The sequence below is a fragment of the Pigmentiphaga sp. GD03639 genome, assembly GCF_029845405.1.
In the GTDB taxonomy this organism is placed as follows: Bacteria; Pseudomonadota; Gammaproteobacteria; order Burkholderiales; family Burkholderiaceae_B; genus Pigmentiphaga; species Pigmentiphaga daeguensis.
This window is the reverse complement of the sequence record NZ_JAOCLR010000005.1, coordinates 21,009-35,687: the sequence shown is the minus strand read 5'-3', so window position 1 is coordinate 35,687 and position 14,679 is coordinate 21,009. Positions and strand designations below refer to the sequence as shown.

General features: G+C 69.3%; 13 protein-coding genes. 4 read left to right on the top strand and 9 right to left on the bottom strand.

Going from position 1 to position 14,679, the window contains the following annotated elements:
* Positions 1 to 120: 120 nt before the first annotated feature.
* Positions 121 to 1,143, top strand: a complete 1,023-nt coding sequence (locus N5K27_RS06835; protein WP_279815391.1) for a tripartite tricarboxylate transporter substrate binding protein — start codon at positions 121 to 123, stop codon at positions 1,141 to 1,143.
* Between the two features lie 25 nt (positions 1,144 to 1,168).
* Positions 1,169 to 2,350, top strand: a complete 1,182-nt coding sequence (locus N5K27_RS06830; RefSeq protein WP_279815389.1) for an aromatic ring-hydroxylating dioxygenase subunit alpha — start codon at positions 1,169 to 1,171, stop codon at positions 2,348 to 2,350.
* On the opposite strand, the gene N5K27_RS06825 is transcribed toward N5K27_RS06830, so the two are convergent.
* On the bottom strand, positions 2,316 to 3,305 hold the full coding sequence (locus N5K27_RS06825) for a LysR family transcriptional regulator (protein ID WP_279815387.1): 990 nt from the start codon (positions 3,303 to 3,305) through the stop codon (positions 2,316 to 2,318). The two genes, N5K27_RS06830 and N5K27_RS06825, sit on opposite strands and share 35 nt — an antisense overlap.
* 123 nt (positions 3,306 to 3,428) lie before the next feature.
* Between N5K27_RS06825 and N5K27_RS06820 the strand changes: the two genes are divergently transcribed.
* Both N5K27_RS06820 and N5K27_RS06815 read left to right on the top strand, forming a co-directional pair.
* Complete coding sequence (locus N5K27_RS06820; protein ID WP_279815386.1) at positions 3,429 to 4,421, top strand: tripartite tricarboxylate transporter substrate binding protein; 993 nt, start codon at positions 3,429 to 3,431, stop codon at positions 4,419 to 4,421.
* A gap of 2 nt (positions 4,422 to 4,423) precedes the next feature.
* A complete protein-coding gene (locus tag N5K27_RS06815; protein WP_279815384.1) occupies positions 4,424 to 5,389 on the top strand; it encodes a hypothetical protein in 966 nt (321 codons plus the stop codon).
* 21 nt (positions 5,390 to 5,410) lie between these two features.
* Here the strand turns inward: N5K27_RS06815 and N5K27_RS06810 are convergent, their stop codons facing one another.
* From N5K27_RS06810 to N5K27_RS06775, 8 genes are all read right to left on the bottom strand, one after another.
* Entirely contained in the window at positions 5,411 to 6,166 is a 756-nt protein-coding gene (locus N5K27_RS06810; protein WP_124690998.1) for an SDR family oxidoreductase, read from the bottom strand.
* Between the two features lie 139 nt (positions 6,167 to 6,305).
* On the bottom strand, positions 6,306 to 6,947 hold the full coding sequence (gene pcaG / locus N5K27_RS06805) for a protocatechuate 3,4-dioxygenase subunit alpha (protein ID WP_087839823.1): 642 nt from the start codon (positions 6,945 to 6,947) through the stop codon (positions 6,306 to 6,308).
* A gap of 14 nt (positions 6,948 to 6,961) precedes the next feature.
* Complete coding sequence (pcaH, locus tag N5K27_RS06800; protein ID WP_087839776.1) at positions 6,962 to 7,693, bottom strand: protocatechuate 3,4-dioxygenase subunit beta; 732 nt, start codon at positions 7,691 to 7,693, stop codon at positions 6,962 to 6,964.
* Positions 7,694 to 7,816: 123 nt separating this feature from the next.
* Positions 7,817 to 8,764 carry a LysR substrate-binding domain-containing protein gene (locus N5K27_RS06795; protein ID WP_165963352.1) on the bottom strand — a complete coding sequence of 316 codons (948 nt, stop codon included), beginning with the start codon at positions 8,762 to 8,764 and terminating at the stop codon, positions 7,817 to 7,819.
* A gap of 61 nt (positions 8,765 to 8,825) precedes the next feature.
* Positions 8,826 to 9,785: a tripartite tricarboxylate transporter substrate binding protein gene (locus tag N5K27_RS06790; protein WP_087839774.1), complete on the bottom strand. Its 960-nt coding sequence runs from the start codon at positions 9,783 to 9,785 to the stop codon at positions 8,826 to 8,828.
* A 25-nt stretch (positions 9,786 to 9,810) separates the two neighbouring features.
* Positions 9,811 to 11,079: a carboxylesterase family protein gene (locus N5K27_RS06785; protein WP_279815376.1), complete on the bottom strand. Its 1,269-nt coding sequence runs from the start codon at positions 11,077 to 11,079 to the stop codon at positions 9,811 to 9,813.
* Between the two features lie 113 nt (positions 11,080 to 11,192).
* Positions 11,193 to 12,125 (bottom strand): LysR family transcriptional regulator, encoded by a 933-nt coding sequence (locus N5K27_RS06780; protein ID WP_279815375.1) that lies wholly within the window; start codon positions 12,123 to 12,125, stop codon positions 11,193 to 11,195.
* Positions 12,126 to 12,219: 94 nt separating this feature from the next.
* Positions 12,220 to 14,592, bottom strand: coding sequence for a membrane-bound PQQ-dependent dehydrogenase, glucose/quinate/shikimate family (locus N5K27_RS06775; protein WP_132980633.1), 2,373 nt, complete (start codon positions 14,590 to 14,592; stop codon positions 12,220 to 12,222).
* Between the last annotated feature and the right edge of the window lie 87 nt (positions 14,593 to 14,679).

Genomic DNA, 14,679 nt, shown 5'->3' with positions numbered 1-14,679 from the left:
GCGGGGCGACTTTGCATGTCGTTGACAATGCAATGATATGTCGTTAATTTTAATATCGTTGCGTTTGCATATAAAGGGCCGTGGCGGATCCATCGCGCTCCAGGCCCGGAGGAGACCACCATGTCCTGTATCCGCCGTGCGTGGCAAGCCCACGCCCGCATTGCCGCGCGAGCGCTTGTCGCCGCGTCGCTGGCCTGGCTCGCGGCCGGCGCCGCGCATGCCCAGCCGTCGGGCACCGGCGGCTTTCCCTCGCGCCCGGTGCGCATCATTCCCTACGGTCCGGGCGGCAGCCCGATCGACCTGCTGGCCCGGGCCTATGCCGAACAACTTCGGTTGGCCTGGGGCCAGCCGGTGGTAGTGGACCCCAAGCCGGGGGCCAGCGGCATCCTGGCCGCGGACGCCGTCGCCAAGGCTCCGCCCGACGGCTATACGTTGCTCATCACCTTGCAGACGACGCACATCAACAATCCCATCCTTCACGACAAGCTGCCCTACGATGCGGCCAGGGATTTCCAGCCGCTGTCGCAGCTCGCCATCGGCTCCGGCCCGGTGCTGGTGGCCGCCGCTTCGGCGCCGTACTCGAACCTGGCCGAGCTGAAGGACTATGCCAGGAAGCACCCGAGCCTGACCTACGGCACCTGGGGCACCGGCACGATCGCCCATCTGTTCGGCGAGCTGCTCAGGCACGAAGCCATCCCGGGGCTGATACACGTGCCCTACAAGACCGAGTCCATCGCCCACCAGGACATGGAAGCGGGCCGGCTGGACCTGGCCTGGGCCAATCCGGGCACTGCCCGCAACATGTCGCAGGCGGGGAAGATGAAGGTCCTGGGCGTGCCGGGGCGGCAGCGCGCGCCCATACTCGCCGCCGTTCCCACGTTTCTGGAGCAAGGGCTCAAAGGCTTCGAGCTCGAAGGCTGGATAGGCGCCTACGCGCCCGCCGGTATTCCGCCCGCGGTGCGCGACAAGCTCGTGGCCAGCCTGCAGGCGGCCACCCGTACGGACGATGTGCGCGCCCGCATCGTCGATCTCGGATTCCAGCCGGTGGCCAACCGGCCAGATGAATTCATCGCCAATGCCCGCGCCGACTACGCCCGTTTCAAGCAACTGGTGGATGCCGCCGGGGTGACGCTGAAGAACTGAAACCAGGACACGAGGACGAGGGAACATGACGACCACGACATTGCCGGATGCCGGTACCGCCTACGAGCGCAAGCCCGCCACCTACAACGCCACGCTGACGCAGGTCGGCCGGGGCACGCCCATGGGCGAACTGCTGCGCCGCTACTGGCATCCCATCGGCGTGTCGGCCGACGCGAGCGAGGTGCCGCGCAAGGTGCGCGCGCTGGGCGAGGACCTGATCCTGTTCCGCGACCGCCAGGGGCGGCCCGGGCTGCTGTATCCGCACTGCGCCCATCGCGGCACCTCGCTGTACTACGGCCGCGTCGAGGACGGCGGCATACGCTGCTGCTATCACGGATGGCTGTTCGACGTGCAGGGCCATTGCACCGACCAGCCCTGCGAGCCGCAGGGCGGCCTGTCGCGCGACCGCATCCGCCAGCCCTGGTATCCCGTCGAAGAACGCTACGGCCTGATCTTCGCCTACATGGGGCCGCCGGACCGGAAGCCGGTCCTGCCGCGCTACGCCGCGCTGGAGAACCTGGCCCAGGGCGAGTTCATCGAGGCCAACGACCAAAGCATAGGCGGAGGCGGTCCGCAGGTCATTCCCTGCAACTGGCTCCAGCACTTCGAGAACGTGGTCGATCCCTTCCACGTCGCGATCCTGCACTCGAGCTTCAGCGGCACGCAATTCGTGCCGCAGATGGGTGTGATGCCCGAGGTCACGTTCGACTACACGGACGCGGGCGTCAGCGCCACGGCGGTACGGCGGCTGGACGACGGCAAGACGCTGCGCCGCGTGGGCGAGGCCGCGCTGCCCACCTTGCGGGTGATCCCCAGCCCCCGGCTGGCGCACTACGGCACCGTGGAGTCGCTGGGCTGGGTCCTGCCCATCGACGACACCAGCTTCCGGATCTACACGGCGGGCCGGGTGCGCCGCGCGGGCGACATCGCGCGTTCGCGGTCGCGCATGAACGGCAAGCTGTGGGAGGAACTGACCGAAGAGGAACACCAGCGCATGCCGGGGGACTACGAGGCCCAGGTCAGCCAGGGGCCGATCGCCTGGCATTCGGAAGAAAACCTGGCCACCTCCGATCGCGGCCTGGTCCTGCTGCGGCGCATGTTCAAGCAGCAGCTGGACATCGTGGCGGCCGGCGGCGACCCGATCGGCGTGAGCTTCGACCCGGACGCACCGCCTATCGTTTTCGCGGCGGGGAATTTCCTGGAATAGCGCGGCCCGTTCTTTCCTCCAGCACCCGCAGGATCTCGCCCCGCACCCAGGTGTGCAGGGGCGAGGTGTGCTGCCGCTTGGACCACACCATGAAGAACTCGATATCGCGCAGCGGCGCGGGCAGTTCGATCAAGGCCAGCGGGAAGTGCCGCTGGTGCACCTCGGCTACGCAGGCCGGCAGGGTGGTCGCGTAGTCGGTCTCTAGCAGCACGTAGGGCGTGATGCCGAAGCCCGACAGGTACGCCGAGAACGCCAGGTCGCGGTGGCGCGGCTTGAGCAGCCGGTCGAAGTTGGTGGGCCGGCCATACATCTGCGCGAAGGCGAACCACTGCAGCCGGTCCAGCTCGTCCAGCGACAGGCGCTTGCGCCGCGCCATGGGATGCGTGGCCGACAGCAGGCAGACCCGGCGGTCGGCGAACAAACGCATGGAATGGAAGCGCCGGGGAACCTCGCTGAAGAGGCCGATGGCGATGTCCATGCGTTCCGCGTCCAGGTCGTCGGGTATGAAGTCGCCGTGCACGGACTGGAAGCGGACGATCAGGCGGGGCGCCGCCGCGCGCAGGCGCTGCAGCAGCGGCGCACCCAGCAGCAGTTCGATGTGCGCCCCCGTCCCGATGTTGACGGTGCCGGTGGCCCCGGCGGGATCGAAGTCCTCGGGCGGGCTCAGCGCGTGCTCGATGCGGTCCAGCGCGTCGCGCACGACGGCATGCAGTTCCAGCGCGCGCTCGGTGGGCGTGAAGCGGCCTTTCGTCACCACCAGCAGCGGATCGTCCAGCGTGCGCCGCAGCCGCGCCAGCTCGCGGCTGATCGCCGGCTGGGTCTTGTGCAGCAGCGCGGCGGCCGCGGTGGCGCTGCGGGTCTTCATGAGCGCGTCGAAGGTCAAGAGCGCGTTCATGTCCATCCGGCGCAGGTTGGGCAGTTTCGCGCGGTCGGCAGGGGTATGTCTGGTGGTCATGATTGGGAAAGACTATACCAATTCTGGTATGGATGTCTTGCGATCCCGGCATTGGCCGGTGAGCGGGGCCGCTGGCTATAGTGCGCGGCATCCGGCCGCCAAAAGGCCCATCCTGGAGACACCATGAACCGTACCCTGAATTCGCGCGCGCGCCGCTGGACCGCGGCGCTGGCCGCCGGCAGCGCCGCCATGGCAGCATGCGGCGCCGTCGCGGCCGCCGACTTTCCCGCCAAGCCCATTACCGTGGTCGTGCCTTATCCTCCCGGCGGGACGCCGGACATCCTGGCGCGGGTGCTGGGCGAGACCCTGTCGAAGACGCTGGGGCAGCCCCTGATCGTCGAGAACCGGGTCGGCGCCAGCGGCAACATTGGCGGCCAGGCCGTGGCGCGCGCCGAACCCAACGGCTATACGCTGCTGATGTGCGCGTTCGGCTGCGCGGTCGCGCCCTCGCTCTATACGCCGGCGCCTTATGACGTGGTGAAGGACTTCGCGCCGGTCGCCATGATCGGCACCGTGCCCAGCGTGCTGGTCGTCAATCCCAAGGTGCCGGCCAAGTCGGTGGCCGAGCTGATCGCCTATGCCAAGGCGCACCCGGGCAAGCTCAACTCGGCCTCGTCCGGCATCGGTACTTCGGCGCACCTGGCGACGGAACTGCTCAACACCAAGGCCGGCATCGAGCTGACGCACATTCCGTACAAGGGGGCGGGCCAGGTCGCGGCCGACCTGCTTGGCGGGCAGGTCGACATGTACTTCGACAACCTGCCCGCGTCGCTGCCCAGCATCCGCTCGGGCAAGCTGCGCGCGCTGGCGGTGGCCAGCGAGAAGCGTTCGCCTTCCATCCCTGACGTGCCGACCTTCGCCGAGGCGGGCGTCCCGGATTTCCTGATCACCCCGTGGTTCGGCATCATGGCGCCGGCGCGCACGCCCGACGCGGTGCTGGACCGCCTGAACCAGGCCTTCGTGGCGGCGCTGAAGGCGCCCGAGGTGCAGACGCGCATGCAGCAGCTGGGCGTGGACGTCGCGCCAGGCTCGCGGCAGGCCCTGGCCCGGTTCATCGCAGGCGAGAACGAGAAGTGGAAAACCATCATCCAGGCCAACAAGATTCGCGCGGAATGAGCATGCACCATGCCGCCGGCGACGTCCGGCCCGGGCGCGCCGGCCCCTTGCGGCTGCGGGACATGGGCGCCTTCCACGTCGGCGGGCGCGAGATCGAGCTGCGGGGCCTGCCGACGCGCGAACTGCTGATGGCCGAAGGCGGGCAACCTGTGCGGGTGGATCCCAACGGCCACTATCGCGTCGAGCAGATGTACGCGCAATACTTCCTGGCGGACCCCGCGCCCGATCGTGCGCCCATCCTGTTCTGGCACGGCGGAGGCATGACGGGAGCGGCCTGGGAGACCACCCCGGACGGCCGGCCGGGATGGCTGCACTATTTCCTGCGGCGGGGCTGGGACTGCTACCTGTGCGATGCCGTCGAACGCGGACGCTCGGGCTTTGCGCGCGTGCCCGAGGTCTGGCCCGAGGCGCCCGTCATCCAGACCGCCGAGGACATCTACGAGCGTTTCCGCATCGGCCAGCCCGGCGAAGCCGGGCGGCGCGCTTCACAAGCTTATGCGAACACCCGCTTCCCGGTGGAGGCCTTCGACGGACTGGTCAGCCAGATGGTGCCCCGCTGGACCAGCACCGACGCGGCCGTGCTGGCCGGCTACCTGGCCTTGCTGGAGAAGACCGGCCCGGCCATCGTGGTCTGCCATTCGCAAGCGGGCGTGTTCGGCCTGCGCGCGGCCCACGCCCGCCCGGACCTGGTGCGGGCCGTGGTGGCGCTGGAACCGGCCAGCATTCCCGCGCTGGACGCGCATCGCCCTTACCGCGTTCCCACGCTGGTCGTGATGGGCGACAACATGGATACCGACCCGCGCTGGCCGCGCATGCGCGCCCGCATCCGCGGCTTTGTGGCCGCTCATGACTCGGTGCGGCTGCTGTCGCTGCCCGAAAGCGGCATTGCGGGCAATTCGCACATGTTGATGATGGACCGCAACAGCCTGGAGATCGCGGACATCGTGCACGAGTGGCTGGCCGGATAGCTACTTCAGTCCGTGCAGTTGTCAGAACGCGTGGCGCGACATGCCGCCGTCGACCGGAATGACTGTGCCGGTGACATAGGCGGCACGCGGCGAGCAGAGGAATATCGCGACGTTGGCCAGCTCCTCGGCTTCGCCGAAGCGACCGGCGGGTATCTCGTGCCGGGCGAACTCCAGCTCGCTTTCGATGGTGGGGTAGCGCAGCGTCATCTGTTCGCTGTGGATGCGCCCCGGCTGCAAGCAGTTGACCGTGACGTTGTCCGCTGCGACCAGGCGCGACAGGCCCTTGGCCCAGATGTGCACGGCGGCCTTGGCGCTGAACGCGGCGTTCAGTATCTTGGGTTCGGACGTGCCGGTGATGTTGACCACGCGGCCCCACCGCCGCTCGCGCATGCCCGGGATCAGCGCCTGGGTCAGTTCGCGCAGGCGGAAGAAGTTGAGCGTCATCCCTTCCAGCCACAGGTCCGGACCGGCGTCGAAGTCCAGCGGCCGGCTGCCCCCTCCTGCATTGACCACGATGTCGACGTGCCCGAAGGCCGTCCGCGCCGATTGCACGATGCGTTCCACCGCGGTTTCCTGATAGAGATCGGCCTCGATGATGTGCGGCGCAGGGCCGCCGGCGGCCAGGATTCCGGCGGCGATGTCTTCCAGCAGCGGCCGGCGGCGTGCCACCAGGGCAACCCGCACTCCCTGTGCGGCAAGACCGATGGCGGTGGCCTTGCCTATGCCCTGGCTGGCGCCGGTGACTATTGCGGTGCGATCGCGCAGCTGCAGATCCATGTGGGCTCCTTCAGTGTGGGCTCGATGCGTGCATGCATGAAGCGTTGTCGCGACGACGCCCCCGTTCTTGACGCGTGGGCGTCTTGAAGCGGGGGCGTCCGGGGCCCGCCTGTCGGCGGGCCGTTCGCGACGGCTGTGGTCAGACGTCGAAGAACACCGTTTCCTTGCCGCCGTCCGGCGTGTCCTGGATACGGATGTCGAAGCGATACACCACCTTGCCGTCGCGCTCCTCGCGCTTGGCGATCAGCGTGTCGCGGCGGACTTCCCATTCGATGCCGTTGATGATGGGGTCCTTGGCGTTGGCTGCCTTCTCGTCCTCGAAGTAGACGCGGGTATGCAGGCCGAGGTTGATGCCGCGGGCGAACAGGATCAGGCAGATGTGCGGGGCCTGCATCGTGCCGGCCCTGGCGCCGGGGACGGCTCCGGGCTTGATGGTCTCGAAGCTGTAGAAGCCGGTGTCGAAGTCGGCGCCGGTGCGGCCCCAGCCGCGGAAGGCGGGATCGATGGGCTTGTCCTGCGTGTCGGCGGGATGGGCGTACTTGCCGGCGGCGTTGGCCTGCCAGATCTCGACCAGCACGTCGCGCAGCACGGTGCCGCTGCCGTCGTACACCTGGCCTTCGAGGCGGATGCGCTCGCCCTTGGTCTCGGGCTTGACCAGGTTGTTGTCGAAGTTGTTTTCGAAGATGTCGAAGCCGGCCTGCTTGGGAGCGAGGCCGATGTGCACGTACGGGCCGCCCGTTTGCGAGGCGGTTTCAGGAAGGAAGGTGATTTGGGTGCTCATGGTCCTGCCCTCGATCAATTTTCAAACCAGGTGGCGGTGCGGCCGCGCACCGTGATGTCGAAGCGGTAGCAGCGGCTGTCCAGCGCGATGAAGTTGCCGATGTCCTGCATGGCGATCAGGCCGCGGACCTGCTCTTCGTTGCTGATGGTCTTGAGGATGGGGCAGTGCGGGATGAGCGGATCGCCTTCGAAGTACTGCTGCGTGATCAGGCGCTGGGCCCAGCCGTCGGCCAGGATGGAGAAGTGGATGTGCGAGGGGCGCCAGTCGTTGATGCGGTTGCGCCAGGGGTAGGGACCGGGCTTGATGGTGCGGAACATGTAGTAGCCGTTCTCGTCCGTCAGCATGCGTCCACAGCCGCCGAAGTTGGGGTCCAGGCTGCCGATGTAGGTGTCGTTCTTGTGGCGGTAGCGGCCGCTGGCGTTGGCCTGCCACACTTCGATCAGGGCATTCTTGACGGGGCGGCCGAACTGGTCGCGCAGGAAACCGTGGACGATGACGCGTTCGCCGATGGGCAGGCCGTCCTTGGCGAAGTTGGTGATCAGGTCGTTGTCCTTGGGGCCGAGTTCCTCGGGGCGGAAGACGGGCGAGGTGATCTCGGACAGCGTGCCGACGTTGGAGATCAGCGCCTTGCGCGGCGAGCGCAGCACGCTGGTCTTGTAGCCGGGGGTGTAGGCGGGCGGGTGCGCGTCGCTGTCGCGCTGCACGAAGACGCCGGTCGTCGAGGGAGGCAGAAGGGGATTGCTCATGTCTCTGTACCGTTTGTGGGAATGTTCGCAGGGGCAACTGTAGTCACGCCCCGGTCCAGGGGCAAGTGAAGAATATGCCGCCGTAATATAACGGTAGGGAATATCTTGGAACCCAGCCGGCCTTTAGGCGGGATCCCAGCCCAGGTCTTCGCACGCGGCCCGCCAGCGCACGGCCACGCCGCGCACCGTGTCGGCCATGTCCCCGGCCAGCGGTCGGCTGGTGCCCGGCTGCGCCTGGGTGAAGAGTCCGACCGCCTCGGTGGCGGCCCCGGGCACGCGGCGCGCCACCAGCACGCCCTGTTCGAGGTCGGCCTTGACGGTGCTGAGCGAGGCGAACCACAGGGCATCGCTGTTCAAGGCCAGATTGCGGGCCAAGGGGATGGCCAGGGTTTCCAGGCGGTCATGGCTGGCGCCGGAGCGCAACTGGCCCAGGAAGCTGTCGGCCGCCTGGTAGATGCTGGTGCCGGGCAAGGGCAGGATCACCGGGTGCGCCGGCGCCTGCCAGGCCTGCCACTCGGTGCGCGCCAGCGGGTGTTCCGGCCGCATGGCCACGACCAGCGGCTCGCTCCACAGCGGCTCGAAGCGCAGTTCCAGCATGTGGTCGGGCTCGGCCAGCCGGCCCACGACCACGTCCAGCTCGCCCTGACGCAGCCGCGCCAGCAACTCCGGATTCATGCCGGTCTCCAGGCGCACGGGGCCGTGGCGCCCGCGCGCGCGCCAACTGCGCAGGATCTCGTGCGGCAGGTCGACCGCCAGCGAGGGCAGCACGCCCAGCTTGACGGCGTCTCCCTCGGGGTCGCGGGCTTCGCCCAGCGCCATCTCCAGCGCCATCACGCCTTGGCGCGCATGCTGCACGAAGGCCATGCCCGCGGGCGTCAGGGCGACGCCGTGGCGCTGGCGGACCACCAGCGGCTTGCCGACGATCTCTTCCAGCTCCTTGATGATCTTGCTGACGGCGGGCTGGGTGATGGACAGGAACTCGGCCGCGGCGCGCATGTTGCCGTGCTGCGCGGTGGCGAGCAGGCAGCGGATATGTTGCAGGCGGATACGGTTGAGTTGCGGCGAGGTCATGCGGGCGGCCATCGTAAAGCCGTGATGGTACGGGCTTCCGGTGCCGCGGGCCAGCCGGCCGTCACTGCAGCCGTATGCCCAGCTCCTTGACCAGCGGCTCCATGGCGGCGCGGTCCTTGCGCACGGTCTCGGCCAATTCTGCCGGCGTGTCGGCCACCGGCACCTGGCCCAGCATTTCCATCTGCCTGTGCATGGCCGGCGTGGCCAGCACGGCCGCGACGTCGCGCTGGATCTTCGCGATGACGTCGTCGGGCGTGCCGGCGCGTGCCATCAGGCTGAACCAGGGTTCGGTCGAGAAACCCTTCAGGCCCGACTCGTCCAGCGTGGGGACGTCGGGCAGTCCGCTGAAGCGCTGCGCGCTGGTGATGGCCAGGGGGCGCAGCCGGCCGCTGTCGATCAGGCCCTTGGCGCTGGAAGGCGCATCGAACGAGATGTCGAGGATGCCGCCCAGCAGGTCACCCTGGGTCTTGGCCGCCGAGGATGAGGGAGCGTAGAGCACCTTGATGCCGGCCTGGCGCGCGATGCGTTCCCAGCCCACGTGGAAACCCGTGCCGATGGAGTAGGAACCCAGTTTCAGCTCGCGCTGGCGCGCGGCGTCGACGAAATCCTTCCAGGTCTTGAAGGGGCTGTCCTTCGGGACCAGGAAGATGAAGGGCGTGCGCGCCACGGTCGTGACGGGGGCCAGGTCCTTCCGCGGATCGTAGGGCATCCTGTCCACCGCGAAGGGCACGATGGTCATGGTCGCCGCGAGCATGGTGCCCAGCACGTAGCCGTCGGGGGGCGACGAGGCGACCGCCGCGCCGGTGATCATGCCGGATGCGCCGGCCTTGTTCTCGATGATGACGGGCTGGCCCCATTTCCTGGACAGCTCGGTGGCCAGCAGCCGCATGGTGACGTCGACCGGGCCGCCCGGCGTGTTGGGCACGACGATGCGGACGGGCTTGTCGGGCCAGGCGGCCAGGGCGGGGCCGGCGGCCAGCAGGGACAGGACGCACAGCGCCTGCCTGAGGAAAGCGGTCATGGTGATGGTCTCGCAGTGAAGGAGGTCAATCGAAGATCTGCATCGCCGGGGCAGGGTCCCAGCCGGGAGAGCCGCCGCGTATGAAGCGCAGCCACGCGGCGCGCATCCGCGCGGACAGGTCGCGTACGTGGCCGGGATCGGCGCCGGCCAGCATGGGGGCCGGGCCGAAGGCCTCCAGCGTGCCGAACAGCAGCGGCAGTTCGATGCAATGGCAAGCGCCGAAGCGCTCGGTAGGGCCGAAGTCGACCCGGTACGACCAGGCCTGGCGGCCCGCGCGCCGCGCGTCGTCGGCCCACTGGCGCGAGCCGGCGCCAAATGCCGCTTCGCCTACCGCGCGGCTATCGGCATCGGTGCCGTAGCCGGGGAAGGCCGCCATCTCGTCGCGCGTGGTGCCGACCAGCACGTCGCGGGCGCCGGCCCAGTCGGCCATGCGTGCCTGCGCATCGCGCGGCACGATCGTGCCGTCCGCGACCACGGTGAACAGGGGGCCGGCGTAGTTTCCGGCGGAGAGCGCGGACAGGACCGAAGGCGCTTGCTGGGCGTCCAGCAGTCGTTCGATGGGCAGCGCGCGCAGCGCCTCCAGGTCGGCCGCGCCGGCCGCTTCCATGAACAATTGGCCGAGCGCGTAAGCGTCTTCCAGGCTGCGGAAGCCCCGGCCCAGTGCGCCACTCTGGAGGATGGCACGGTGGAAGCGCGGCTGGCGCCCGCACAGCGCGGCGATGCAGCTCGCGCCGGCCGACTGCCCCATCACCGTGATGCGTCCGGCGTCGCCGCCGAACGCGCCGATATGGCGGACCACCCACTCCAGGGCGGCTTCCTGGTCCAGCAATCCCAGGTTGGCCGGCAGCCCGGGCAGGCACAGCCAGCCCGGGGCGCCCAGCCGGTAGTTGATGGCGACCACGACCACGTCGCCTTCCTCGGCCAGGCGCGAGCCGTCATACCAGGGCAGGGCGCCGGCGCCGCTCTGCCAGGCGCCGCCGTGTATCCAGACCACCACCGGCCGCGGGGCGCCGTCTGCCGCGGGCGTCCATATCGTCAGGTGCAGGCAGTCCTCGGACTGTTCGCCGTCCAGGTCGCCCATGACGTCGCGCAGCCGGGCCGGCCGTTGCGGCGCGATCGTGCCCACGCCCGTGGCGTCGAGCAGGCCGTTCCAGTCGGCGGGCTCGGGCGCGCGGAAGCGCAAGGCGCCCACCGGTGGGCGCGCGTAGGGAATGGCGCCGTAGCGGTTCACGGCCGGGCCGCGCAGGCCGCGTACCGTACCCTGGGGAAGCTGGACGTCTAGGGTGGATGCCATGGGGGGGGGGGCGGACTCCCGTGTTCTGATCCGGGCATCTTAGTGACGAAGGCCACCGCGTGGCTATGCGGGATTCGGACGAATCCATGCGAAAAGTGCAAGGCGTCCCGGCCTCAGGGGCCGTAGGGCAGGCCGGCTTGCTCCACGACCTCGGCCAGCGCGTCGGCGAAGGCGCGCATGTGGCGGCTGCCGGGCCGGTCCCGTCGCCAGATCGCCGCCATGGGAGCGGGCAACAGGCCCAGCTCCACCGGCAGCACGTGCACTTCGCCGCGGGCCTGCATGGCGGCGGCGACGCAGCCCGGCAGCATCCAGAGATGGCGGGCATCGCGGATGAAGTCGCGGCCGAACTCCAGCGACAGTGCGCCTATGGTCGCCGGTAGCGCCAGTCCCGCCTGCGACAGGTTGCTTTCCAGCTCGCGCTGGATCCGGCTGCCGGGCAGGGCGGTGATCCACGGGTAGGCCACGCAATCGGCCAGCGTGGCGTGGCCGGTGGCCAGCGGATGGTGCGGCGCGCAGGTCAGCGCCACCGGATCGGTGATGATGGGGTCGGCGCGGTAGATGTCCGGATTCATGGTCGGACGCGCCCGGCTCAGGAACACGTCCAGCGCGCCGCTGTCGAGGTCGGCCAGCAGGTCGTCGTGGTTGCCCGTCGTGATGGTCAGCGCGATGTCGGGGTGCCGTTCGCGGAACCGGCGCGCCGTGTCGGTCAGCGGCCAGCCCGAGAACAGCGAGAAGCAGCCCACCACCAGGCTGCCCTGTTCGCCCCGGCCGATGGCGGCCAGGTCCATCTCGGCCTTGCGCAGGTCGCCCAGCAACACGCGGCCGTGGCGGCACATGGCCTCGCCCAGCGGCGTGCAGGCCATGCCCTTGCCGGTGCGCTCGTACAGGCGGCCACCCAGCAGTTCCTCGATCTCGGCCAGCGCGCGCGACAGCATCGACTGGGTGCTGTGCAACTGCTGGGCCGCCTTGGAGAGATTGCCGGAATCGGCGATGGCCAGCACGATTTCCAGGTGCCGGATCTTGAGTTTGCCGTGAAAGGGAGTCATGAGCCTGCATCGACGAAGACCGCCACGCGGCGTCCTGCCGGTGGCGGAACCCCGGCCCGGCGCGGGCCGGGCCTGCGTCGGCAGTCTAGCTCAGCTACGGCTGCTTCGGCAGCGCGTAAGCGATCACGTAATCCCCACGGTCCGGCGATTGCCGCGCGCCGCCGGCCGAGATCACGACGAACTGCCGGCCGCTCTCGGGCGACACGTAGGTCATGGGCGTGGCCTGCGCGCCCACAGGCAGCCGGCCCTTCCACAGCTCCTTGCCGGTCAGGACGTCGATCGCGCGCAGGTAGTAGTCCTGCGTGCCGGCATAGAACACCAGGCCCGAGGCGGTCGTCAGCGGGCCTCCCAGCGTCGGCATGCCGATGGGGATCTGCAGGCCGGTCTTCATGCCGAGCGGCCCGGTGTCCTGCAGCGTGCTCATCGGCGCCTGCCAGACGATCTTGCGGGTCTTCAGGTCGACGGCGGTCATGGTGCCGTAGGGCGGCGCGTGGCAGGGCACGCCCAGCGGCGACATGAAGCCGTTCTTCGAGATGCCGTACGGCGTACCTTCCTGCGGCGCATAGCCTTCATGGACCGAGGCGGCCTTGGTCGGATCCGGCGTCTCGTCGCGCGGGATCAGGCGGGCCCACTGCGGCATGCGGATGTCGTTGATCACCAGGTAGTCGAGCGCGGGCACCACCGAGACGCCGCCCCAGTTCATGCCGCCGTAGTAGCCCGGGTAGATCAGCGTGCGGCGGTCGGCGCGCAGCGGGGTGAAGTCGCCTTCGTAGCGCATCTTGCGGAACTCGATGCGGCACCACAGCTGGTCGAAGAAGGTGGCGCCCCACATGCTGGCTTCGGTGAAGGGCTTGGTCCCGATGCCGGGCATGCCGACCGAGTAGGGCTGCGTGGGCGAGGTCCAGTCGCCTTCCTGCGCCCCCTGCGGCACGGGCACTTCCTTGACGTCGGCCAGCGGCGTGCCGTCGCGGCGGTCCAGCAGGAAGATCTGGCCGCGCTTGGTGGCCTGGATCAGCGCCGGGACCGTGCCGCCCTTGCCGTCGGGCAGGTCATACAGCGTCGGCGGCGTGCCCACGTCATAGTCCCAGAGGTCGTGGTGGGTGGTCTGGAATTTCCAGCGTTCGCGGCCGGTCTCGACGTCCAGCGCGACGACGGACGAGGCGTATTCCTCGGCCGCCTTGCTGCGGTGGGCGCCCCAGAAGTCCGGCGGCGAATTGCCGGTGGGCAGGTACAGCAGGCCGAGCTTGTCGTCGTAGGCGGGCGTGGACCAGACATTGGGCGTGCCGCGCGTGTACGAGCCGCCGTCGGGCGGCAGCTTGGTGATGGCGGGGTTGCCCAGGTCCCAGGCCCAGACGAGCTCGCCACTTTTCGCGCTGAAGGCGCGCACCGCGCCCGAGGGTTCGTCCACCGCGCGGTTGTCGTACACCCAGCCGCCGATGATGATCAGGTCGCGCGCGACCGTGGGCGCGGAGGTCTGGAAGTAGTAGCCGGGCTTGACCTCCCCCATGCCGGCCTTGAGGTCCACCGTGCCCTGGTTGCCGAAAGCCGCGCATGGCCTGCCGGTCCTGGCGTCGAGCTGGATCAGGCGGGCGTCGATGGTACTGAGAACGATGCGCTGGCGGCAACTGGCGTCGGCGGCGGCATCCGTCATCGAGGCGCTGGCGTCGTAGTAGCTCACCCCGCGGCAACGCTGCCAGACCGGCGAACTGGCCTTGGGATCGAACTTCCAGCGTTGCTCGCCGGTCTCGGCGTTCAGCGCGAAAACCTGGTTGTGCGGCGTGCACAGGTACACCGTATCGCCCACCTGGAGCGGCGTGTTCTGGTCCTCGGCGCCGTTGATCGCCGGTTCGCCGGTGCGGAAGGTCCAGGCGACCTGCAGGTTCCCGACATTGCTCTTGTCGATCTGGGAGAAGGGGGCGTAGCGGGTGCCCGCCGCATCCCGTCCGTAGTGGTCCCAGTCGCCGCCCGAGGCGGCGGCCGGCACCGCCGTGGGGGCGTCGCCCGTGGCGCTTACGGGGAAGTGGGGCTGGAACATCAGGAAGCCGAAGCCGGCCAGCGCCAGCACGCACAGCATGGCCAGCGAGTAGGCCCCCTTGTTGCCGCCCGGCTCGCCCACGGGGCGCAGCAGCGGGTGCAGCAGCGCGGCCACGAGCGCCAGCACGATCACGCCGATCAACCGCGGCACCAGTTGCCAGAAGTCGAGCCCGACTTCCCAGAAGGACCAGATCAGCGTACCGATGAAAACCAGCGCGAACAGCCAGGCCCCGGCGCGCGAACCCCGCGCGTAGCCCAGGCCGGAGAGGACCAGCCCCAGGCCCGCGATCAGGTAGTACCAGGAGCCGCCGAGCGAGACGAGGCGCACGCCGCCGACGCCGAGCACGAGGCCGATCAGGACGAGCACGATGCCGAAGATCAGTAGCGGAACGCGGCCCCGGCGATGGAGGGGATAGGTGGAAGGATCGGTCATGGATTTCTCCGAAAGTGGGCCTTCCGCGAGCGCAAAGCGAGGGCATGACACGGGCGCCGCCCGGCGAGGGGGGCCTTGCGCAGCGGC